At 67.7% G+C, this 22,264-nt stretch carries 21 protein-coding genes and 1 pseudogene; 5 read left to right on the top strand and 17 right to left on the bottom strand.

Annotation, left to right across the window (positions count from 1 at the left end):
• Positions 1–8: 8 nt before the first annotated feature.
• Genes E1J61_RS08650 through E1J61_RS08630 form a run of 5 tightly spaced genes read right to left on the bottom strand, consistent with a single transcriptional unit; the run spans position 9 to position 3,268 of the window.
• The gene (locus E1J61_RS08650) at positions 9–563 is read right to left on the bottom strand and encodes a PilX N-terminal domain-containing pilus assembly protein (RefSeq protein WP_133093670.1); all 555 of its coding nucleotides are present in this window, start codon (positions 561–563) and stop codon (positions 9–11) included.
• Positions 560–1,621, bottom strand: coding sequence for a PilW family protein (locus tag E1J61_RS08645; RefSeq protein ID WP_133093669.1), 1,062 nt, complete (start codon positions 1,619–1,621; stop codon positions 560–562). Before E1J61_RS08645 ends, E1J61_RS08650 begins: the two co-directional genes overlap by 4 nt.
• A gap of 40 nt (positions 1,622–1,661) precedes the next feature.
• Positions 1,662–2,249: a type IV pilus modification protein PilV gene (pilV, locus tag E1J61_RS08640; RefSeq protein ID WP_133093668.1), complete on the bottom strand. Its 588-nt coding sequence runs from the start codon at positions 2,247–2,249 to the stop codon at positions 1,662–1,664.
• Complete coding sequence (locus E1J61_RS08635; RefSeq protein WP_133093667.1) at positions 2,243–2,761, bottom strand: GspH/FimT family pseudopilin; 519 nt, start codon at positions 2,759–2,761, stop codon at positions 2,243–2,245. The genes pilV and E1J61_RS08635 overlap by 7 nt, the downstream gene beginning before the upstream one ends.
• A gap of 9 nt (positions 2,762–2,770) precedes the next feature.
• Positions 2,771–3,268 carry a type IV pilin protein gene (locus tag E1J61_RS08630; protein ID WP_371703311.1) on the bottom strand — a complete coding sequence of 166 codons (498 nt, stop codon included), beginning with the start codon at positions 3,266–3,268 and terminating at the stop codon, positions 2,771–2,773.
• A 311-nt stretch (positions 3,269–3,579) separates the two neighbouring features.
• Here E1J61_RS08630 and E1J61_RS08625 point away from each other — a divergent pair, with 311 nt between their 5' ends.
• Positions 3,580–4,512, top strand: coding sequence for a MurR/RpiR family transcriptional regulator (locus tag E1J61_RS08625; protein WP_133093666.1), 933 nt, complete (start codon positions 3,580–3,582; stop codon positions 4,510–4,512).
• A 6-nt stretch (positions 4,513–4,518) separates the two neighbouring features.
• Here the strand turns inward: E1J61_RS08625 and E1J61_RS08620 are convergent, their stop codons facing one another.
• From E1J61_RS08620 to E1J61_RS08610, 3 genes are all read right to left on the bottom strand, one after another.
• Positions 4,519–5,499, bottom strand: coding sequence for a transporter substrate-binding domain-containing protein (locus E1J61_RS08620; RefSeq protein WP_243736815.1), 981 nt, complete (start codon positions 5,497–5,499; stop codon positions 4,519–4,521).
• A gap of 331 nt (positions 5,500–5,830) precedes the next feature.
• Positions 5,831–6,184 (bottom strand): hypothetical protein, encoded by a 354-nt coding sequence (locus E1J61_RS08615; RefSeq protein WP_133093665.1) that lies wholly within the window; start codon positions 6,182–6,184, stop codon positions 5,831–5,833.
• 127 nt (positions 6,185–6,311) lie between these two features.
• Entirely contained in the window at positions 6,312–6,806 is a 495-nt protein-coding gene (locus E1J61_RS08610) for a two pore domain potassium channel family protein (protein ID WP_133093664.1), read from the bottom strand.
• Positions 6,807–7,012: 206 nt separating this feature from the next.
• Between E1J61_RS08610 and E1J61_RS08605 the strand changes: the two genes are divergently transcribed.
• The gene (locus E1J61_RS08605; RefSeq protein WP_195430533.1) at positions 7,013–7,261 is read left to right on the top strand and encodes a hypothetical protein; all 249 of its coding nucleotides are present in this window, start codon (positions 7,013–7,015) and stop codon (positions 7,259–7,261) included.
• Positions 7,262–7,363: 102 nt separating this feature from the next.
• Here the strand turns inward: E1J61_RS08605 and E1J61_RS08600 are convergent, their stop codons facing one another.
• Positions 7,364–7,711, bottom strand: coding sequence for an RcnB family protein (locus E1J61_RS08600; RefSeq protein WP_133093663.1), 348 nt, complete (start codon positions 7,709–7,711; stop codon positions 7,364–7,366).
• Between the two features lie 358 nt (positions 7,712–8,069).
• On the opposite strand from E1J61_RS08600, the gene E1J61_RS08595 reads away from it, so the two are divergent.
• Positions 8,070–9,251 (top strand): diguanylate cyclase, encoded by a 1,182-nt coding sequence (locus E1J61_RS08595; RefSeq protein ID WP_133093662.1) that lies wholly within the window; start codon positions 8,070–8,072, stop codon positions 9,249–9,251.
• Between the two features lie 95 nt (positions 9,252–9,346).
• Here E1J61_RS08595 and E1J61_RS08590 read toward each other — a convergent pair whose 3' ends face one another.
• The 4 genes from E1J61_RS08590 to E1J61_RS08575 all read right to left on the bottom strand — a co-directional run bounded on the left by E1J61_RS08590 (position 9,347) and on the right by E1J61_RS08575 (position 14,091).
• A complete protein-coding gene (locus tag E1J61_RS08590) occupies positions 9,347–10,828 on the bottom strand; it encodes an ATP-binding protein (protein ID WP_165971446.1) in 1,482 nt (493 codons plus the stop codon).
• Positions 10,829–11,021: 193 nt separating this feature from the next.
• Complete coding sequence (gene leuD / locus E1J61_RS08585; RefSeq protein WP_133093660.1) at positions 11,022–11,666, bottom strand: 3-isopropylmalate dehydratase small subunit; 645 nt, start codon at positions 11,664–11,666, stop codon at positions 11,022–11,024.
• Positions 11,659–13,077 carry a 3-isopropylmalate dehydratase large subunit gene (gene leuC, locus E1J61_RS08580; RefSeq protein ID WP_133093659.1) on the bottom strand — a complete coding sequence of 473 codons (1,419 nt, stop codon included), beginning with the start codon at positions 13,075–13,077 and terminating at the stop codon, positions 11,659–11,661. Before leuC ends, leuD begins: the two co-directional genes overlap by 8 nt.
• A gap of 39 nt (positions 13,078–13,116) precedes the next feature.
• Entirely contained in the window at positions 13,117–14,091 is a 975-nt protein-coding gene (locus E1J61_RS08575) for a tripartite tricarboxylate transporter substrate binding protein (protein ID WP_133093658.1), read from the bottom strand.
• 102 nt (positions 14,092–14,193) lie between these two features.
• Here E1J61_RS08575 and E1J61_RS08570 point away from each other — a divergent pair, with 102 nt between their 5' ends.
• Positions 14,194–15,120, top strand: coding sequence for a LysR family transcriptional regulator (locus E1J61_RS08570; RefSeq protein WP_133093657.1), 927 nt, complete (start codon positions 14,194–14,196; stop codon positions 15,118–15,120).
• 44 nt (positions 15,121–15,164) lie between these two features.
• Here the strand turns inward: E1J61_RS08570 and kdpE are convergent, their stop codons facing one another.
• Positions 15,165–15,860 (bottom strand): two-component system response regulator KdpE, encoded by a 696-nt coding sequence (gene kdpE / locus E1J61_RS08565; RefSeq protein ID WP_133093656.1) that lies wholly within the window; start codon positions 15,858–15,860, stop codon positions 15,165–15,167.
• The gene (locus E1J61_RS08560; protein ID WP_133093655.1) at positions 15,861–18,806 is read right to left on the bottom strand and encodes a DUF4118 domain-containing protein; all 2,946 of its coding nucleotides are present in this window, start codon (positions 18,804–18,806) and stop codon (positions 15,861–15,863) included.
• Between the two features lie 220 nt (positions 18,807–19,026).
• On the opposite strand from E1J61_RS08560, the pseudogene arsB reads away from it, so the two are divergent.
• Positions 19,027–19,879 (top strand): annotated as a pseudogene (gene arsB, locus E1J61_RS08555) (ACR3 family arsenite efflux transporter); the annotation flags it as partial.
• Positions 19,880–19,970: 91 nt separating this feature from the next.
• Here the strand turns inward: arsB and E1J61_RS08550 are convergent.
• Together E1J61_RS08550 and E1J61_RS08545 are read right to left on the bottom strand one after the other, a co-directional pair.
• Entirely contained in the window at positions 19,971–20,528 is a 558-nt protein-coding gene (locus tag E1J61_RS08550) for a single-stranded DNA-binding protein (protein ID WP_133093654.1), read from the bottom strand.
• A gap of 292 nt (positions 20,529–20,820) precedes the next feature.
• On the bottom strand, positions 20,821–22,071 hold the full coding sequence (locus E1J61_RS08545) for an MFS transporter (RefSeq protein ID WP_133093653.1): 1,251 nt from the start codon (positions 22,069–22,071) through the stop codon (positions 20,821–20,823).
• Positions 22,072–22,264 lie beyond the last annotated feature (193 nt).

Here is a 22,264-nt window from a genome sequence, read left to right as displayed (position 1 = left end):
CTCACGAATTATGGACAGACAGTGGTCGCCGGAACCCGGACGGCCGCACCCTGGTTGACTGTTGCCTGGGCATTGCCCAAGGTATCTGTGGCGACGGCCTGGACATCCCACAATGTGTTTGCACAAAGTGAATTGTTGGAAGCGCCCCCTTCCACGCCAAATTCCTGGCCCGCGCCCAGGAGACAACCGGCATCGTCGGCTTTGGTGAAGTCAAGCGCTGCGGCCGGTATGACTTGCGCCGATACACATTTCGCCGTGACGGCGACCGTCACATCCGTAACACCATCGCCGTTCACATCAACACAACTTGTGTTCGGCACGTTGCCGCACGGATTTGGTATGGCATTCGCGGGAGTACTGGTGAACTGAGTACTGCTGATAACCTGCTCAATGGCTCCCTGGGCAGCTGAAATCGCCTGGTCCCTCTGCTGGGCATTGCCGGCAGCCTGGAGATTGCCCTTGGTCAGCTTGAACGAGGTGATGGCCAGCAGCGTGATCAGTAGCAGCATGATCATGCCCACCAGCAAGGTGGCGCCGCGCTGGCGGAATGTCATTGTTCTCATGGCGTATTCCTGCCAGCGGTGTTGTTCACCCTGATCAGAGAGGTGTAGGCATGACGCCTGTAGGCATCGTTGAATGGGCCGACGGTGTTGGCGGTGCCGTCGGCGTTCATGCCCATGGCAAAGGTCTTGAGCTTGCCGTCGGTGTAGCCCATGCTCTGCTTCTTGTTGCGTGCGAGCAGGTAGAGCTTCACCGAGACGACGTTGCGCCAGTAACCGACGCAGGCCGGCTCCACGCAACCGGCGTAGCCGGCCGGGTCAGCCGTGAAAACGCTGGCCGCGCCCGTGGTCGGCACCGCGGTCTCGATGCCGTACTCGATCTGCATGTTCTCGATGCCTTCGACCAGCGGGACAATAGTAAAACCTGCGGCTCCGAGTTCGGCGCGCTTCAGCGTGGGAATGCCATCGCCATTCTTGTCATTGTTTGCGATGAAATAGATATGCGTGCGGTACTGATGCAAGGCAGCCAGGGTTCCCGGCGTTGTCGGCGGCTTGCAGTCCTTCTGATGCAGCGTCAGCTTTGTCGTATCGACATCGAGCCCGTAGTAGTTGGCAACAGTGGGGGAGGACAGTTCCGCCGCGCTGGTGCAGCCAGATGCCTGGAAGTACGGGGCCCCGGCGATCAGCGCATCGCAGTCGGGGGTTCCGACTGCGCAGCCACTGGCGCGGCGGACCACAACGATATCGCTCCCCGCCTTCACATCGCTCAGGCAAGTCGGGATGCTTGCGGCATTGTCATTGCCCTGGACGGCAATCGGCAAGGCCACTTTCAGGTCGGCCAGCGCTGTGGCGCAGGGATCCGGGGTTGTGGCGGGCAGCGATAACAGGGCCCCATTGAACTCCGCAAGGTAACCGGCATTGCGCAGGTCGTCAGTGAGCAATTGCACGGCGTAGCGGCCATTCTCGGTCTGCTCGTTGGCGCGCTCGATTTCGTCGCGTGTCTGGCTGTTGTTGACAAAAAGCGTGGTCAGTGCGGCGATGATCAGCAGGCCAAGGGTGATCGCCACCATCAGCTCGATAATGGTGTAGCCACCGTGCGCGGTTCTGCGGTTGACTGTCATGTTGACTTCAATCCGGAATCATGAGGAAAGCGCCAGGAGCTCAGAAGCAGGCAGGCAGCCCGATGGAGACCTGGGTGGCAATGACGCGTCGATAGGCGTCATCGTTGCCGTACTGTCCCTGCGCACAACCGATGGCAGATGCGGCGGTATGGTGGACTCCCTGCCAGGCAACCGCGACTTGATAAATCCCCGGCGTGCAGGTACCGGGTGTGGGATCGGGCGCCTGCAGTTGCGTGATGCAGCCGCGCGCACCCAGCATGGCCCCGACATTCACTGCGGATTTTTGCTCGGCCGCGCCCTTCAAGGCATTGCTCCATTCGCAAATGTCGCGAGCAGGTCCCGCGGCAACGCCGGCACAGGAAGCCGCTTGGGTGTCACCCGTACCAATCGCGTTCGCAGTAACGTAATTCGAAGCCAGTGTGCGATTGGCGCCGATGCGCTCGGACATATCCTGCAGGAGCAAGGTCGCCTGAGTACGCTGATAGGATTCAATCTCCGCGAGATAGACCTTGGCCAGCAGGCCGGCGGTACCCAGCAAGCCGAAGCTCAGGATCACGATGGCTACCAGTACTTCCAGCAAGGAGAATCCGTGCTGGTGCCGATGTGTGCGCCGCGCCGGGATCAGCATGATGAGGCTGCCAGCATATAGGGACGTCCGCTCAGATCGACCGACACGCACTGGTATGTCGTGGTCGAACCGGAAGTCGCAGTAATGAGAAACGACGGCGCGGCCCCTGCCTGGAGCCGTCCAGACGCGCGGTAGATAACATTGGCGGGACCGGTAATGGATGCACCGGTGGCGCTGCCGCGATCATCCAGGACATTGGCCACGTTGGCCGGATCGAGGATCTGCCAGCCGTTTTTCCAATCCCCGGCCTTCGGCGACAGGGTCACTGCCGCATTGCGCGCGATAGCCTCGCTGCGCGCCCTTGACAACGTTGCAAAGAGCTCCGAAGCAACTGCCTTTGCGCGCTGCGACGCTATCAAACCCGAAAACGAGGGGGCGGCCATCGCAGCCAGGATGCCGACGATAGTGATGGCGACCAGCAACTCCGGCAGCGTGAATCCCGCTCGGCTACCCCATGGCCGCCCGCCAGCCGGGGATGCCGCCAATCGATTCCGGACATGACCATTGGACATGGCAGGCACCTACCAAGTGTTCGCAGGCGTCTTGACGCCCGCGTTGTTGATGCTCAGGGTGACGTCGTTTGCCTGAGAAGTACCCGCTATGGGCGTTGCCGTAACGGTAAAGGTGGGCGGAGACCCGGCCACCGCTGCAATGCCGATGGTGTAGTAAGCCGTAACATCGGTTGGCGGTGTCACGTTAAGCGTCGCCAGGCTACTGGCATAGCTTCTGGAATCGAGCAGGTACTGCTGCTGGCGCTGCGCGATGTCCATGAGGCTGGCTTGCGCCGCAGCGCGCCTGCCCTTGATGACGTGACTGATGTACGAGGGATATGCAGTCGCAGCAAGGATAGCGATGATCGCCACCGTGATCATCAGCTCGATCAGCGTGAAGCCGCGCGCGCGCGCGCCGCGGCCCGGCATGGCGCCCGCCGCGTCTGTTCCTGCCCCGATTTGACCCTTGACCCGAAACGGCGGCGTGACCATGCCGCCGTGTCGCACTGCAGGGCTTCTATGTCCCATGCTCGCGCTCCGTACCAATTATGTTCCGGTTGACCGATTTCCGGAGGTTATGGCGCGGAGTGTAAGTCACCGCCATTCAAGTGGGTAAGGAAATTCTGATGACAGTGCGCCAGCGTTGCGGCAATCCGACAATCGGGGGGCTTGCCAAAAACCCCGGGTACAGCTTTGGCGGTGTCCGGACGTTAACCGGCTTTCGAAGTAACGATGTGACGGCGTGACGACGTGGCAGCGCGTCGTCTGCAAGCGCCGCCGCCCGGCGCTCCGGTGCGCGGCTGTGCAACAATCGTTACAACCACGAACCCGGAGTGCCCATGCCGTCCGACAGCCCCACCCATCCGCCACAGCCTTCCCAGGCCGGTCCCACGCCGGCGCCGCCCCACGACCTAGACGCGCTGCTGGCCTTGCTGCGCGCCAGCTTCCCGAGCCTGAGCACACAGTTCCAGAGCGGTGCGCGCTACCTGCTCGACCACCCGCAGGACGTGCCGGTGCTGTCGATGCGCAAGATCGCCGCCAGCGCCGGCGTGCAGCCCGCCACGCTGGTGCGGCTGTCGCAGCACCTCGGCTTCGAGGGCTGGCAGGGCCTGCGCGAACTCTTTGTCGATGCGCTGCGCGGCGGTAGCCAGCCCTATGCGCGCCGCGCGCGCAAGGTGGTGCGCGAAAGCAGCGCCAGCCGCATGCTGGGCGAGATGCTCGACGCGCAGCACCATAACCTCGACCTGATCGCCGCCAACAACGACAAGACGCTGCAGCAGGCGGCGGAACTGTTGTCGCAAGCGCAGAACGTGCACGTGGCGGGCTTCCGCTCGTGCTTCCCGATCGCGTTCACCTTCCACTATGTCTACCGGCTGTTCCGCAGCTCGGTGCAGCTGATCCGCGCCGATGCCGGCACGCTGGAAATGGAGCTGCGCGGCCTGGCGCCCAAGGACGCCGTGGTGGTGGCCAGCTTCGCCCCGTATTCGCAGGAAAGCATCCGCGTGGCGGCGGCCGCGCGCGAGTGCGGCTGCAAGGTGATCGCGCTGACCGACAGCACCGTGGCGCCGATCGCGCTGGCGGCGGACTGCACGCTGCTGTTCTCGGTCGAGAGCCCGTCGTTCTTCCCCTCGATCACGGCCGGCGTGGCCATGGTCGAGGCACTGGTCGAGCAGTTGCTGGCGCGCAAGGGCAAGGGCGCGATCCGCGCGCTCGAGCAGGCCGAGGGCGAGCTGCACCGCGCCGGCGCCTACGTGCCCGCCGGCCGCGGCTGAGGACGATTATTCGAAGGCCTCGTCGCTGGGGCTGGCGTAGGCCTTCTTCAAAGGCTCGCTCATCTGCAGCTCGAAATTGACCTGCTTGGGCGGCACCGGCGCGGCAAACCACTTGCTGTAGAGCTTGTTGATCTCGCCGCTGCGGATCAGCCCGCCGATGGCGCCGTCGACCACCTGCTTGAAGCCGGGATCGTCCTTGCGCAGCATGAACGCATAGGCCTCGAACGACTGCGGCGTGCCCACCACGGTCCAGTCGGCGGGGTTGGGCGCCAGCGTGCGCGCTCCCGACAGCAGCACGTCGTCCATCATGAACGCGGCCACGCGCCCTGACTGCAGGATCAGGAACGACTCGCCATAGTCCTTGGCGCTCTGGATGGTGATGTTGGCCTGCTTCTCGTCGTTGAGCCGGCGCAGGATGCGCTCCGAGGTGGTGCCGGCATTGGTCACCACCGCCTTGCCCGAGAGGTCGCCGAAGTCGCGCACCGGGCTGCCTTTCTTCACCAGCAGCCGCGTGCCGGCGACGAAGAACGTGGTCGAGAACGCCACCTGCTGCTGGCGCGACTTCAGGTTGGTGGTGACGCCGCATTCCAGGTCGACGGTGCCGTTCTGCACCAGCGAGATCCGGTTCTGCGAAGTCACCGGCACCATGCGCACCTGCAGCGCCGGCAGGCCGGTCTCGCGCTTCACCGCATCGATCACCCGGTCGCAGATGTCCTGCGAGAAGCCGATCACCTTCTGGTTGGCGTCGTAGTACGAGAACGGGATCGACGAGGTGCGATGGCCGATGGAGATCGTGCCTGACGACTTGATCTTGCCGAGGGTCGGGCTGGCGGCGGAATTGGCGACACCGGCGGCGACACCGGCGGCATGCGCCGTGCCGGCCGGGCCGCTGCAGAGCACCAGCGCCGCCGCTGCGGCCGATGCAACCGCGGACCGGCGCGGGGTCGGTGAACCGCCGCACGGACGCGTGACTTCTGCTGCTTTCATACAGGCTCTCCTTGGATGCGTGAATAGCTTGGTTGTCGGGTTAGCGGTCAGCGACGCGCCATCGCATCGCCAATGCTAGGCAATCAGCAACAACTGTTCCATCATGGATAACCATGAAACATATGTATTTTTCACCGGCGCGGTGAAACGACTGTTGGCGCCGCGGGCGGATGGGCGCAAACGTGGGGCATCGACGCGCGACGCTTGTGCAGCCGGCGCAGCATGAGAACGAGCAAGGAGGCAGGGAGTCGGGCGCGGGACCGCGCCGGGAGGTGGGTGGCGACGTGGGGCGGACGCCGCGCCTGGCGCGGCCGTCCGCCGTGGAACCGGCTTACCGTGTGCACTTCTCCTGGTACGCCTGCTGCAGCGACTTGCGCGGGCGCTCGCGTTCCAGCTCGGGCACCTGCCGCCCTTGCGCGGTCTCGATGGTCGAGTCGGTGGTGCGGTACTCGCGCTTGGGCGCGGTGGCGATCTGGGCGGCGAGCTCACGGCATTCCGCCGACTCGATGCTGGCCGGCGTCGCGTCCGGGTCGGGGCGGTAGGGCGTGGTGCCCTGCTGGACTGCCTCGTTGATGGCAGCGGCGGCGGCGCCCTGGACGTCCTGCTTCTGCGCCTGGGCGCTGCAGGCCACGACAAGGGTGGCAAGTGCGGCTAGGCGGATCAGGGGGCGCTGGCGGCTCGGCATGGTGGCTCCTCGGATGTATGGCTCGTTGATTTGCAGAAGCCGCCAGCTTAAACGTTCGCGCCCTGTCTGGCACTAGCGGCATCTGCGGCACTTCCGGCATTTGTTGCCGGCCGCGGCAGCCGTTGCGCTAGCGCCCGCGGTGCCCGCCCTCGTCGTCGAGTTGCCAGTCGCGCCGCATCACCACGTAGGTGAAAGACGCGGACCAGCCGATCAGGATCAGGCCCACCAGCGGCTCGATGGTCGCGATCAGCCGGGTCGCGCCGACCGGGTAGAGGTCGCCCAGGCTCTGCGTGGTGAAGGTCTCCAGCGCAAAGTAGGCATAGACCAGCAGTGAGGGCTCGCCGTGGCGGGTGGGCATGCCGGGCGCGGTCGATCCGGCCAGCCAGCCGAGGCCGAGCACGTTGTCGGCAAACCAGAAGCCGAACGCGAACACCATCGCCTCCAGGCAGTGGACCAGGATGATGCAGACGATCAGCACGCCAATGTTGACGCGCCCGCTCCAGCGCCGCGGATGCAGCGACGACAGCACGCGCAGCGCCTCGTAGTGGATCCCCACCACGGCCACGGTCAGCACCGCGGCGCACAGCAGGGCCAGCAAAAAATTCTCGGCAGAGTTTTCCATGCGCAACCGGTCGAGTGGCTGGGGCGTCCGGCTTATGGCGGGCAAAAAAGACGCCCTCCAACATAACATCGGAAGGCTCGCGGGAAAACAGCCGCGGAACGCCGCAAGATGTCATGCAGAACCCGGCAAGCCACAGGATTCGTGGCCCCATGCGGGCCATGCACTATGCTGGAAATCCCACAATCCCAATGCAAGCGGAGGCCGACATGCGTAAATCCATCCCGATCCTGGCGGCGCTGGTGCTGTGCGGCGCCAGCGGCCTGGCACTCGCCCACAACTGCCCCAACGAGATGAAGGCGATCGACGCCAAGCTCTCGACCAAGCCGGCGCTGTCGCCGGAGGATACCGCCAAGGTGGCCAAGCTGCGTGCCGACGGCGCGGCCTATCACAAGGCCGGCAAGCATGACGAAGCGATGAAGTCGCTGCTCGAGGCCAAGAAGATACTTGGCATCTGAAGGGGGGCGCCGCACTAGAAAAAAAAGAGCCGCCGGGCAATCCCGCGCGGCGGCTTTCTCATTGCTGCATGGCCCAGGGCGAGGGCCCTGGCCCAGTCCGGGTCAGGAGCCCGACCCGACCTGCTGGATCACGCCATTGGGCGCCACCAGGTAATACTCGGCGCCAACCCCCACCCAGCGCGTGCCCTTGCGCGGCGCCGGCAGGTTGTATTGCTTGTAGTCGTCGATCACATATTGGCGGTCCCTGAACTCGGTCGGCAGGCGGTCGCCCTTCTTCCATTGCTGCACCTGCACATACGGCGAGCTTTGCGGAGCTGGCGGCGGCGCAGACGCCGCGGGTTCCGTCATCGGCCGGGTAGAAGTCTTGCCACCACCCTGCGCCATGGCAAACGGCGCCGCCAGCACGCTTGCCGCAAGCAACAGGGCCGGCATCGCTTTCTTGGTATTCATCGTGATCTCCTTGCGTACGGAAAACCGAACTGCCGGAGGATCCGGACAGCTTCTACCAGATTAGTCACAAAAGCGGGAAACCGTGGCAACCGTGGCCCGGCAGCCACGTCCGCGGTGTTCACAATTGTTTGCCCGGCCGCGGCGGGCGCCATGCGCCGCGGGCCATGGTGGTGGCTAGAATGAGGCCTGACGGAAACACTCAGCAGGCCGCGGCAAGCGCCGCGCCTGCCCGGGCGCCCATGCCCTCCATAATGTTCCCTGGCCATGCCCTTCGGCCGCGCGATGCCGCGACGCATGCGCACCCTCGCCGGAGCTTGCAACCACCCCTGCCAGAGAACGACAAGAACGGGGGACTCTCGTGTTGCAAGACGCTGGTCGATTCCTGGCACTGGTCAATCCCGCCATCGCCATCGCATTCTCGCTGTGCTTCGTGCTGGCCTGGCGCTATGAGCGCAGCCGGCACTACCTGCTGCTGCCGGCTGCCGCGTATTGCATGTACGCGATCGCCATCACCCTGCAGATCGTCTGGCCGCCGCACCCCGGCGGCGGGCAGGCCACGGTGACCGGCCTGCTGTACCTGGGCAGCGGCGTGCTGCTGCTGCGCGGCATGCTGGCGCGCGTCGGTGCGCGGCTCGATACCTGCGCGCAGGTGGCATTGCCGCTCGCGCTGCTCGCCGCGATCGCGTGGTTCGACCTGGTGCAGCCGCGGCTGGTGGCGCGCATCTATATCCTGAACGTCGGCATCGCCATGATCCTGCTGCTGGGCATGCCGGCACTGGCGCGGCTGCGCAGCGGGCGGCTGGCGGACCGCGTGCTGTTCTGGTTCTACCTGCTGTTCGCGCTGCACTTCCTGCCGCGCACCGTGCTGACCGTGGTGCCGGCCGCATCGCACGATCCGGCGTCCTTTATCCAATCTGCCTACTGGCTGTGGCTGCAGGCCACGCTGGCGCTGCTGCTGATGGCACTGGCCCTGGCGTTGCTGGCCGCGGCGGTGCAGGACATCATCGTCGGCCTGCGGCACGAGCGCGACACCGACCCGCTGACGCTGCTGCATACCCGCCGCGGCCTGGCCGCGCTCGCCATGCAGCAGATCCCGCCGCCGCCGGGGCAGCCGCTCAGCCTGCTGGTGTGCGACCTCGACTTCTTCAAGTTCATCAACGACAACTACGGCCACAGCGCCGGCGACGCGGTGCTGGCGCAGTTCGGCCAGATCATTGCCGGCGGCATCCGCCGGCGCGATATCGCGGCGCGGCTGGGCGGCGAAGAGTTCGTCGTGCTGCTGCCCGATACCGCGCCCGACGCCGCGCTGCAACTGGCCGAGCGCCTGCGCCATACGCTCGAACACACGCCGATGACAGTACTGCCCGGCGTGCACCGCGTGACCGCCAGCTTCGGCGTGGCGACGCTGCGGCCCGGCGAAGACCTGGATACGCTGCTGATGCGCGCCGACCACGTGCTCTACGCGGCCAAGAACCGCGGCCGCAACTGCGTCGCGTGGGAGCGGGACGAAGCCTTGCAGGCGCCCGGCGCCCTTGCGTGAGGCGGGGCTACAGGTAGATCACCGCGAGCGCACGCAGGATCCCGCGCAGGATCCCGATGACGATGACCGGGCGGTCGTCCGCGATCCGGTCCGGATCATGACGACAAGCGTGAATGGCGGTAGCCGGGCAGGCAGGCATCCAGGATCAGGCCGAGTTCGCCGATGCGGTCCTGCGTCGCCTGCACTGCCCACGCGGCGCCGGCCTCCAGTTCGCGGCACAGCTCCGCCGCGTCGCGCGCGGCATCGATCTGCGCGAGCGCACCGCGCATGCGATGCGCGTGCGCCTGTACCGCGCCCAGGTCGCCGCTGGCGGCAGCGGCAAGCAAGGCATCGAAATCGGCCTGCACGCTCCGCGCCAGCAGCGCGGCATCGGCGTCGCCGCTAATGCGCGGCGACGCCTGAGCGCGCCCCGGCATCAGCTCTTGCAGGCACGCCGCCAGCTCCTGCAGCAACACCGGCTTGACGAGGCAGCGGTCCATGCCGGCGTCGTGGCAGCGACCGGCCTCGCCAGCGCCGGCGTTGGCGGTCAGCGCGACGATGCGCACCGGGTTGCCCGCCGCGCGCAGCCGGCGGCTGAACGCGTAGCCATCCATGACCGGCATCTGCACATCGGTCAGCACGACGTCGAAGGCCCCTGCCGTGCACGCCGCCAGCCCCTGCGCGCCGTCGCTCGCCAGTTGCACCGCGCAGCCGAGCCGCTCCAGCTGGCCACGCAGCAATAGCCGGTTGTGCGGATGATCCTCCACGACCAGCACGCGCAGCCCGAGCTGCGGCAGCGCCGGCATCGCTGGCGCCGCATCGGCACCGGCGGCGGCGGGCGCCGGCCGTGAGGCGGTGACGGGCAGCTGCAGCGCAACGGTAAAGCGGCTGCCCTGGCCCGGCGAGCTGTCGGCGGTGATGTCGCCGCCCATCAGCCGGGCCAGTTTCCTGCAGACGGTCAGCCCGAGTCCGGCGCCGCCGGGTTCGGCCGCGCGCGTGGCATCGCCCTGCGTGAAGGGCTCGAACAGGTGCGGCAGCAGCGCGCCATCGATGCCGGGGCCGGTGTCGGCCACTTCCAGCATCAGCGTGACCTGGTCCGCGGAGGGCTGCGGTTCCTGCCACATGCGCAGCGTGACGCGCCCTTGCGCGGTGAACTTGATTGCATTGCGCAACAGATTGGCCAGTACCTGCCGCACGCGCAGCGGATCGCCCAGCAGCCACGGCAGGCCCGGCTGCAGGTCGCAGTCCAGGGCCACGCCCTTGTGCATGGCCAACGGCTCCTGCGCGCGCGCCACGGTTTCGGCCAGCGCCACCGGATCGAACGGCACCGCGTCCAGCCTGATCTGGCCGGCTTCGATGCGCGAGAAGTCGAGCAGGTCGTCGAGCATCTGCAGCAACACCCGCGACGACTCGGTAATGGTCGCCACCTGCTGGCGCTGCCCTGCGTCCAGCTCGCTCATCGACAGCAGTTCCAGCGTGCCGAGCATGCCGTACAGCGGCGTGCGGATCTCGTGGCTCATCGCGGCCAGCAGGCGCGCGCCGGCGGTCCGGGCCGCCTCGGCCGGCGCCGGGCCAGCGCTGTCGTCGTTCGTCGTCATGGCATTTGTCCGGGGCTGCATGCCTGCCCGAAGGTGGCGCAGATATGCCAAGCATAGCCACGCGCGGCCGCGGATGCATGGATTTCGCATCGAGCGCTGTCGATGTCGATGTCGAACTCCTCCAGCCTTTGCGGCAGGGCATCGACGGCTAAATGCAACTGCGCGCCAGCAAGGCGGCGCGGCAGCGGAAGGCTCAGGTCGTGCCCAGCCGGTCGCGGGTGCGCCGGGCCACATCCTTCATCCACGGGAACGCATCCCAGTAGCGGCGCGCAAACTGTTCGATCTCGTCGCGCTGCTTCAGCGACAGGCCGATCATGTCGAGCCCCTCCAGGAACATGCGGCGATGCCGCGCCGACAGCTCGAACGGGAAGTCGCCGACCGGCGTGCGCACCTGCATCGCTTCGACGTCGATGCGGATCTCATTGGCGCTGTCGGCATCGACCGCGTCCATCAGCCGCTCGACCACCTCGCGCGGCAGCATCACCAGCAGCAGCCGGTTGTTCATCGCGTTCGAGTAGAAGATCTCGCCGAAGCTGGGCGCGATCACCGCGCGGATGCCGAACTGCTGCAGGCCCCATACGGCATGCTCGCGGCTGGAGCCGCAGCCGAAGTTGGCGCCGCCGGCCAGGATGCTGGTGCCGGCGTACTCGGGCCGGTTCAGCACGAATTCCGGGCGCCGCGCGCCGGTGGCGTCGAACCGGTGGTCATAGAGAATGCCATCGGCCAGGCCCGACTTGTCGATGCCGCGCAGGAACTGCTTGGGAATGATCTGGTCGGTGTCGAGGTTCTCGAAACGGATCGCGGCGGCTTTGCCGGTAAGGCAGGAAAGTTCAGGCATGGGACAGCTCCAGCTTGCGGACGTCGGTGATCGCGCCGGTAATGGCGGCCGCAGCCGCCATGGCCGGGCTCATCAGGTGGGTGATGGCACCCCGCCCCTGCCGGCCTTCGAAATTGCGGTTGGTGGTGGAGGCGCAGCGCACGCCGTCGGCGAGCACATCGTCGTTCATGGCCAGGCACATCGAGCAGCCGGGCTGGCGCCATTCGAATCCCGCCGCGATGAGGATGTCGGCCAGCCCTTCGCGCTCGGCCTGTGCCTTCACCGCGCCCGATCCCGGCACGACCATCGCACGCACGCCCGCGGCGACGGTCTTGCCGCGCACCACGCTGGCGACCGCGCGCAGGTCTTCGATGCGGCCGTTGGTGCATGAGCCGATGAAGACGTGCTGGATCGGCGTGCCAGCCAGCGTCGCGCCCGGCTGCAGGTGCGTATAGGCCAGCGCGCGCTGGACCGAGCGCTGCTCCGCTTCGTCGATCTGGTCTTCCGGGAACGGGACCTGGCCCGACACCGGCAGCACCTGGTCGGGGCTGGTGCCCCAGGTCACGTGCGGCTCGACCTGGCTGGCGTCGAACATGTATTCCATGTCGAACCGCGCGCCGGCATCGCTGTGCAGCGTCTGCCAGTGCTCCAGCGCGGCCTCGCGCCGGGCGCCGTCGATGTCAGGGGCGCGGCGCAGCACGTAGTCGATGGCGGCCTCGTCCGGCGCGATCAGCGCGCCGCGCGCGGCGGCCTCGACCGTCATGTTGCACAGCGTGAAGCGGGCTTCGATGCTCAGCTCGCGGATGGCCGAGCCGCAGTATTCCACCACGTAGCCGCGCGCACCCTGTGCGCCGATCGCCCCGATGATGCGCAGGATCAGGTCCTTGGCGGTGGTCCCGACCGGCAGCTTGCCGTCCACGCGGATGCGCATGGTTTTTGCCATCCGGTAGACCAGCGTCTGCGTGGCCAGCACGTGCTCGACCTCGGACGTGCCGATGCCGAAGCCCAGCGCGCCGAGCGCACCGTAGGTGGTGGTGTGGCTGTCGCCGCAGATCACCACCATGCCCGGGCGGATCATGCCGTGCTCGGGCGCCACCACGTGCTCGATGCCCTGCAGCGCGTCGTTGGTGTCGAACAGCGGGATCGCGTGCCGCTCGCAGTTGGCGTGCAGGTTGGTGGCCTGCAGCGCCGACGCCGGATCGGCGATCACGCGGATCGCGCCGGGGTGCGTGGGGATGATATGGCTGACCACCGCCACGTTCTGCCCCGGCACCAGCACGCCACGCCCCTGCTCGTGCAGGCCGGCGAAGGCCTGCGGGCTGGTGTATTCGTTCATCAGGTGCAGGTCGCAATACAACAGCACGTTGTCGTCGTCGATCCTGGCGACGGTATGGGAGTCGACCAGCTTCTGGTACAGGGTGCGGGGTGTCATGGCACAAGCCTTGGTAACGGTTTGACGGTCATTCCGCGGTCATTCCGCGGTGATACCGCGCTGCTTGATCAGGTCGGCCCACACGGGCATTTCTTGCTCCAGCCGCTGCCGGGCGGCCGCGGGCGTGCCCGGCGTCGGCTCGAAGCCTTCCTTGAGCATCCGGTCGCGCGTGGCCGGCGTCGCGAGCGCGGCATTCAGCGCGGTGTTCAGCTTGTCGATGACCGGCTTGGGCGTGCCAGTGGGCGCGAACACCATGAACCAGGTCTCGAAGTTGTAGCCGGGCAAGCCGGCCTCCGCCGCGGTCGGCACGTTCGGCAGCTGGGCCGAGCGCTTCGAACCGGTCACGGCCAGCGCCTTGAGCTTGCCGCCCTGCACATGCTGCTGGGCCGCGGACACCACCGGAAAGCTCATGTCGACCTGGCCGGCAATGGTGTCGACCAGCGCCGGGCCGCCGCCGCGATACGGCACGTGCACGATCGACACGTTGGCCACCGACTTGAACAGCTCCGCCGACATATGGAAGGTGCTGCCATTGCCGGCCGAGCCGTAGGTCAGCTTGCCCGGCTGGGCCTTGGCCGCGGCGATCAGCTCCGGCAGCGTCTTGGCCGGGATGTTGTTGTTGACCACCAGCACGTGCTGCGAGCTGGCGACCATGCCGATCGGCGCGAGGTCCTTCAGCGTGTCATACGGCATGCGCGGGAACAGGCCGGGGTTGATGGCCAGCGACACCGTCTGCAGGCCGACGGTGTAGCCATCGGCGGGCGCCTTGGCGACCGCGTCGACGCCGATGTTGCCGCCGGCGCCGGCACGGTTCTCCACCACGATAGTGCCGCCGAGGCTCCTGGCCCAGGCATCGGCGACCAGGCGCGCGGCGATGTCGGCGCTGCCGCCGGGGGCATACGGCACGATCAGGCGGACCGGGCGCTGGGGGTAGGACTGGGCGGCGGCAGTGCCGGCGGTGGCGGCGAAAACCGCGGCACAGGCCAGCAAGGCGGTCAGGTGGACAAGTTTCACGGGCGTCTCCTGTGGGATGAATTGTTGTGGAAACGATCGTATCATTGCCCCGGAGAAACATAATTCAGACTCCGTTACTTCTTTAGTTCCTGCAATTCAGCAATGGATAACTTCTCCGATCTCGCCTTCTTCCAGTGCATCAACAAGCACGGCAGCCTGGCCGCCGCGGCGCAGGAACTGGGCGTGACGCCGCCCGCGGTCAGCAAGCGGCTGGCCGCGCTGGAGGCACGGCTGGGCGTGCGGCTGCTGCACCGGACCACGCGGCGCATCGGCCTGACGCCGGAGGGCGAAAGCTACCTGGTCGAAGGGGCGCGCATCCTGGCGGAAATGGAGGCGCTGGAGCGCGCCATCGCCGGCAGCAGCAGCACGCCGCACGGCCTGCTGAAGATCGGGGCGACGCTGGGTTTCGGCCGCCGCCATATCGCGCCGGCGCTGTCGGCATTCGCGCGCGCGTTTCCCAGGATCGAGGTCCAGCTGCACCTGAGCGACCGGCCGCTCAACCTGGTGGAGCAGGGCCTGGACGCGCTGATCCATTTCGGTGAGCTGCCCGACGTGCGGCTCACCGCGCGGCTGCTAGCCAACAACCGGCGCCTGCTGTGCGCGGCGCCGTCCTACCTTCAGGCCGCCGGCGAGCCGGCGAATCCGCGCGAGCTGGCACGGCACAACTGCATCTTTATCCGCGAGGCCGACGAGACCTTCGGCACCTGGCACCTGCGCAACGGCGCGCAGCAGGAGACGGTCAAGGTGCGCGGCACCATGAGCACCAACGACGGCGAATCGGCGCTGGCGTGGGCGCTCGACGGGCAAGGGTTGCTGGTGCGCTCCGAATGGGACGTGGCCGAGCACCTGCGCAGCGGCGCACTGCGCCGCGTGCTGCCGCAGTGGCAGCTGGCGCCGGCGGACATCTACCTGGTATTCCCGGCGCGCAACCACCGGCCCGACAAGGTGCGGGCGCTGGTGGATTTCATGCTGGAGCGGTTTGCCGGCCACCGCGCCCGCGGGCCGGGCGGCGCGGACAGCGCGTGGTAGCGTGGTAGCGCGCGGTGGCGGGATGACCGGCTGAGAGAACCGCCTTAGCCGGCGAACCGGTAGCCCAGCCCCACTTCGGTCAGCAGGTGGGCCGGCTGCGCCGGGTCCGCTTCGAGCTTGTGCCGCAGGTGCCCCATGTAGACGCGCAGGTACTGGCTGCTTTCCGATTGCGCGGGCCCCCATACCTCGCGCAGCAGCTCGCGGTGCGTCATGACCTTGCCGCGATGCGCGATCAGCACGGCCAGCAGCCGGTACTCGATCGGCGTCAGGTGCACCGCCTGCCCGGCGCGCGTGACCAGTCGGTTGGCAAGGTCGACCTGGACGTCGCCGAACGTGACCTGGCTGGAACCCTGCGCGCTGGCGCGGGCATGCCGGCGCAGCAGCACCCGCAGCCGCGCCACCAGCTCGGCCACGCCGAAGGGCTTGGTCAGGTAGTCGTCGGCCCCCGCATCCAGCGCGCCGACCTTGTCGGCTTCGCCGCTGCGCGCGGACAGCACCAGGATCGGCACGGCGGTCCAGGTGCGCACCTCGCCGATCAGCTTGAGCCCGTCGCCGTCCGGCAGGCCAAGGTCGAGGATGACCAGGTCGGGCTGCCGCGTGCCGGCCTCGATCAGGCCGCGCTTGAGCGACTCGGCCTCGTGCACCGTGCAGCCCTCGGCCTCCAGCGTCAGGCGCACGAAGCGGCGGATATGCGGTTCGTCCTCGACGAGCAGGATCGTGGGCGAAAAATCGAACGGCATCTATGCCTCTCCTTGCCTGGTTGGCGACGGCTCGGGCAGTTCGGCCGGCTCGGGCTCGATCGCCGGCGGGTTGCCGCGCGGCAATGCGATCGTGAAGCGCGCGCCGGTGCCATCGCCAGGGCGCGACTGACCCTGCCGCTGCGCCGGCTCCACCCAGATGCGGCCGCCATGCGCCTGCATGATGGCCTCGCATACGGCCAGGCCCAGCCCGACGCCGGCGGTCGCGGACTCGCGTTCGCCGCGCGTGAATTTCTCGAAGATCTGCCGCTCCCTGCCGCGGGGCACGCCCGGACCGTCGTCCTCGACCACTACCCGGACCTCGTCGCCCGCAGCCATGGCCGACAACCGGATTTCGGTGCCTGGCGGCGTGTACTTGGCGGCATTCTCCAGCAGGTTGCACAGCACGCGGTCGACCAGCACGGCGTCGCACTCCACCAGCGGCACCTGCGACAGGCTGGCCACGACAACGCGGTGGCGCGCCAGCGCCTCGCGCATCGCGGCCAGGCTCGCGCCCACCAGTTCCTCCACCGATTGCCATTCGCGCCGGATGTGGACGTCGCGGCTTTGCAGCCTGGCCATGTCGAGCAGGTTGACCACCATGGTCCGCATGCGGCGCGCCTGCTCCAGCATCGCGGCGACAGTCTCCTCCAGCGGCGGGGCCAGCGGCGGCGTGCCGCGCTGCATGGTTTCTGCCATGCCGATCAGGCTGGTCAGCGGCGTGCGCAGGTCATGCGAGACCGCGGCCAGCAGCGAACTGCGCAGGCGTTCCGACTCCATCGACAACAGCGCCTGCTGTGCCACCTCGACGTAATGCAGCCGCTCTATCGCGATCGCGATCAGCGTGCAGAACACATCGGCCTGGCGGCGTAGCGCCGGCTGCGCGAACGCATGCGGCACCGCAGGCTCCACGGCGAGCACGCCGCGGGTGCGCATCGGCGCCTTCAGCGGCAGGTACAGCACGGTGCTGCCCGGCAGCGTGCCGGTGCCGGTGCCCGCGGGCTGGCCATGGTGGAAGACCCATTCGGCGAGCACGCGGTCGATCGAGTCGCTGTGTCCCGCGCTGTGTCCCGGGCTGTGGCCGGCGCTGTTTCCCGCGCTGTGGCCGGCGCTGTTTCCCATGCCGCGCGCCGGGCCGTCATCCGACACCGGTGGCAGCAGCCGCCCGTCCGCCGAGACCAGGAAGAAGGCCGAACTGGCATCGAAGGCGGCGCGCAGGAAGCGGCTGCCGATCGCGACGATCTGCTCGGACTGCAATGCCGCCGACAGCTCGCGCGCCAGCTCGTACAGCGTGCGCGCGTCCTCTTCGCGCTGCACCGCCAGCCGCGCCTGCTCGCGCAGCCCGGCGGTAAGCTGGCCGATCACCAGCCCGACCGACAGCAGCACCAGGAAGGTCAGCAGGTACTGCACGTCGGAGACGGCGAACGACAGCCGTGGCGGCACGAAGAAGAAATCGAACGACGCCACCGCCAGCACCGACGCCAGCGCCGCCGGCCCGCGGCCGTGGCGCAGCGCCACGCCGACCACCGCCACCAGGAACAGCATGACGATGTTGACCACGTCGAACCATGGCAGCGCCAGCGCCGACAGCAGCGTCGCGCCCGCGCACCAGGCCGCGGCCCAGGCGTAGTCCTTGCGCCTGGCGCCGTCAGGGCTTGCCGTGGTTTCCGTGTCGTCGGCGGCATGGCGCGGACGCAGATCCGCGCGCGTCATGTCGGCGGCCACGCGGATGATATCGATCTCGGGGCAGCCGCGCGCCAGCGCATCGGCAAAGCTGGCGCGGCGGCCGGGCAGCCAGCCCGGTCCGCTGAAGAACGGCGACAGTGCCAGCCCGAGCAGCGCACGCGCGCGCTCCACCAGCGAGCCGCCGCGGCGCCAGTCCGCCGGCGCGCGGCCGAGCACGACCTTGGTCAGGTTGTGGCGCCGCACGTAGCCCGCAATCGCCTGCACCATGTCGTTGCCGGCCAGCGTCTCGGTCCGTGCGCCAAGCTCCTCGGCAAGGCGCATCGCGGCCTGCAGGCGCAGCCTGGCGGTATCGGGTAGCGGCGCCAGCCGGGGCGTCGCCACCGTGACCACGTGCCAGTCGCAATCGAGCTGCCCGGCGAGCCGGCGCGCGCTGCGCACCACCTGCTCGGCATCATCGCCGCTGCCGATGCAGGCGAGCACCGCCTCGCGCGTGCGCCAGACCGCCTGCACGGCTTCGGACTGGCGCCAGGCGCGCACATCGTCGTCGATGCGGTCCGCGGTGCGGCGCAGCGCCAGTTCGCGCAGCGCGATCAGGTTGCCCTTGCGGAAGAAGTTGCGCGCCGCGTGCCGCGCCTGCTCGGGCAGGTAGACCTTGCCCTCTTTCAGCCGGCGCAGCAGTTCGTCGGCCGGCAGGTCGACCAGCACGACCTCGTCGGCGCCGTCGAAGACCGTGTCGGGCACGGTCTCCCACACGCGGATGCCGGTGATGCCGCCGACGGCCTCGTTAAGGCTTTCCAGGTGCTGCACGTTGACCGTGGTCCACACATCGATGCCGGCCGCCTGCAGCTCCTGGATGTCCTGCCAGCGCTTCGGATGGCGGCTGCCCGGCGCATTGGAGTGCGCCAGTTCGTCGACCAGCACCAGCGCAGGATGGCGGGCCAGCGCCGCGTCCAGGTCGAATTCGCTGAGCACGCGCTCGCGGTACGGCACCGCCTTCATCGGCAGGCGCTCGATGCCGCCGACCAGCGCTTCGGTTTCCGCGCGGCCGTGGGTCTCGACCACGCCGCTGACGACGTCGACGCCCTGCGCCGCCGCCGCGCGCGCGGCGGTAAGCATGGCAAAGGTCTTGCCGACGCCCGCCGATGCGCCGAAGTAGACCCTAAGCTTGCCGCGCGCAGCCCGAGCCGTTTCGGCCTGCACCTGCCTGAGCAGGGCATCGGGATCGGGGCGTGTGCCGGCGGCGCGGAGTTCGGTATCAGGCATGGGAAAGTTCGCGCCCCATGCTAGCAGAACCGCCTGCCCGACGCGCCGCCACGGCGCATGGCTGGCGCTGCGCGGCAAAAGGGATCGATACGATCTGGAAGATCCCGGTCACGGCTGACATCCTTGAATGGGTCCGGGCAAGCCTACCGGCGTGTCCGTAAAAACCGGGTAGAAAGAAGGCGGACCGGCATAAAAATCCTATAAAAATCGCAGCGCGCACGTCCCGATGCTGATCCGGATCGACTTCGGCGCCATGGGACAGGTCGCCGGCCACTGGCGCGGCATCGGCGTCACGCTGTTCGTCAACTGGCTGGTCAAGCCGTTCTCGATGACCTTGCTCGGATGGATCTTCGTGCGCCAGCTGTTTTCCGCATGGCTGCCGGCCGACCAGACCGACAGCTACGTGGCGGGACTTATCCTGCTGGCCGCGGCGCCGTGTACCGCGATGGTCTTCGTCTGGTCGCAGTTGTGCAAGGGCGATCCCTATTTCACGCTGTCGCAGGTGGCGGTGAACGACGCCATCATGGTGGTAGCCTTCGCGCCGATCGTCGGACTGCTGTTGGGACTGTCCTCGATCACCGTCCCGTGGGACACGCTCATCATGTCGGTGGCACTCTACATCGTCATTCCGGTGCTGTTCGCGCAGATCATCCGCAAGGCGCTGCTGGCCAGAGGTGAAGCGGCGTACCGCCGCGTGGTGGATGCGCTGGGCCCCGGCTCCATCACGGCGCTGCTTGCCACGCTTGTGCTGCTGTTCGGCTTCCAGGGCAACGCGATCGTCGAGCAACCCCTGATCATCCTGCTGCTTGCGGTACCGATCCTGATCCAGGTGCTGCTGAACTCCGGCCTGGCTTATCTGCTGAACCGCAAGCTCGGCGTTGCCCATTGCGTGGCGGGACCATCGGCGCTCATCGGGGCAAGCAATTTCTTCGAACTGGCCGTGGCCACGGCCATCAGCCTGTTCGGCTTTCAATCCGGCTCGGCACTGGCCAGGCGTGCTGATCGAGGTGCCCGTCATGCTGTTCGTCGTGGGCGTGGTCAACCGTTCGCGGCGCTGGTACGAATCGCACTGAGTCTCCACTGGCGCACCATCAGTCAGCTACGGACATAAAAAAACCCCGCGCAGAGGCGGGGCTGATCTTTACAGATTTTGGTTAGACAAGGTCAGAACGGAATATCGTCGTCCATATCCTCGAAACCATTCGACGGTGCCTGCTGCGGGCGACGAGCGCCGCCACCACCTTGGCCGCCGCCCTGGCCGCCGCCCTGGCCGCCACGGCCGCCGCCGTAGCCACCGCCGCCGCCGCCCTGCGATTCACGGCTGTAGCCGCCGCCACCACCGCCGCCGCCGCCGTAGCCGCCTTCATCGCCACCGCCGCCGCCGCCCTGGCGCGAGCCCAGCATCTGCATCTGGTCGGCAACGATTTCGGTCGAGTACTTGTCCTGGCCGGACTGGTCCTGCCACTTGCGGGTGCGGATGCGGCCTTCGATATAGACCGACGAGCCCTTGCGCAGGTACTGGCCAGCGATTTCGGCCAGCTTGCCGAACATCGAAACGCGGTGCCACTCGGTGGCTTCCTTCATCTCGCCGGACTGCTTGTCCTTGTAGCGATCGGTGGTCGCCAGGCGAAGGTTGGTGACCGCGTCGCCGCTGGGCATGTAGCGGGTTTCGGGGTCGGCGCCGAGATTGCCGACGAGAATGACTTTGTTGACCGAGGCCATGTGAATGTTCTCCAAAAGCCACGCGCTGTGTTGAAAAGCGTGGCAATACGATAAGGCGACAAGGGTGAAGCTGACTGCAAGTGTGATCCGATACTGCGCCGACGGCTAGCGTGGCCGGTTGCCGGGTTCGGCACTGCGCCGTCACTGCGGCGCCGCCAAGGCGCAGCGACATGCAGCAACTAAAGCAACGTAAACGAACATCGCGCCGCCCGGCCGGTGTCGGGTGGCGCGATCATGCTAGGCCATTTTCGGCCCGGAAAGCGTTACGGATTGATGCGATGCCAAGGCAACTTCATGCAGCCGGCGCAGGTGCGGCTTCCTGCCCGCGGGCCGGAGGTGCCTTCATGCTCCAGGCGATTATAAGCCAGAGCAGCAGCACGGCCGCGCAGCCGACGAACACCGCGCTGCGGCCCTCGTGCTTGAGCAGCCAGCCGCCGACGGCGCCGCCCAGGAACAGGCCCAGCGCCTGCGTGGTGTTGTACACGCCGAGCGCCGCGCCGCGCGCGGATGCGGCATAGCGCGACACCAGCGAGGGCTGCATAGCCTCCAGCACGTTGAACGCGACAAAGAACAGCAGCAGCACACCGACGATGGCCCACAGGCCGTGCACCGCTGCGAACAGCAGCTGCACCGCGGTCATCAGCGCCACCGCGCCCAGCAGCACCGGGCGCACGCGGCCGTAGCGCTCGGCCGCCATCATCGGACCCAGCATCAGCACGAACGACACCAGCACCACCGGCAGGTAGACCTTCCAGTGCTGGTCGAGCGGCATGCCGGCATCGGTCAGCATCGCCGGCACCACCATGAACATGGCCACCTGCGATGCATGGAGCGCCAGCACGCCGACGTTCAGCCGCGCCAGGTCGGCATTGAGCAGCACCTTGCGGAACGGCAGCCGCACCGGGTGCGGCGCGGGCGGCGTCGGGACCAGGAACAGCGTCACGCCGATGGCCACCAGCCCCAGCATCGACATCAGGCTGAAGATGCCCGGCATGCCGATGCTGTGCAGCAGCGGCGAGGCGATCACCAGCGACAGCGCAAAGGTCAGGCCGATGCTGCCGCCAACCATCGCCATCGCCTTGGTGCGATGGCGCTCGCGCGTGAGGTCGGCGATGCAGGCGGTGATGGCCGCCGAGATTGCGCCCATGCCCTGCAGCGCGCGGCCGGCGATGATGCCCGTCAGCGTATCGGAGAACGCCGCCACCAGGCCGCCCGCGGTAAACAGCAGCAGCCCGGCCACCATCACCGGCTTGCGCCCGATGCGGTCGGACAGCCAGCCCAGCGGGATATGCAGGAAGGCCTGCATCAGGCCATAGATGCCCATGGCCAGGCCGACGCGCTGGGCGTCATGCCCGTCGGGCAGGTTGCGGGCGTATTCGGCAAATACAGGCAGGATCAGGAACAGCCCCAGCATGCGCAGCGCGAAGATGCTGGCCAGCGACACGCTGGCGCGCAGCTCGGTGCGCGTCATGCGTTCGCGGGCGGGGGCCTGGGACGCGCCGGCAGGGCTCGCGTCCGGGGAAGAAGACTGGATCGGCGGCATTGCGATCGTGAGGATCTCTGGAAAGCGGGTCGGCTGGCGGGGCCGGCCGGGTGGCCGTTTTGTGACGGCGTCGGCCGGTATGGCCTCTGGCCGGTGTCCGCCCGCCTTCCGGGTCGCCCTGGAAATGAGGCCGGCGACGGCTCCGCGCCGGGGTTCCCGGCATGCGCCCGTTCTGGGCCGGCTACCCCGGAAA

It is taken from the genome of Cupriavidus sp. L7L, from assembly GCF_004353535.1.
GTDB lineage: Bacteria > Pseudomonadota > Gammaproteobacteria > Burkholderiales > Burkholderiaceae > Cupriavidus > Cupriavidus oxalaticus_A.
Note: the sequence above shows the minus strand (reverse complement) of the source record. Positions and strands in the feature narration are given on the sequence as shown.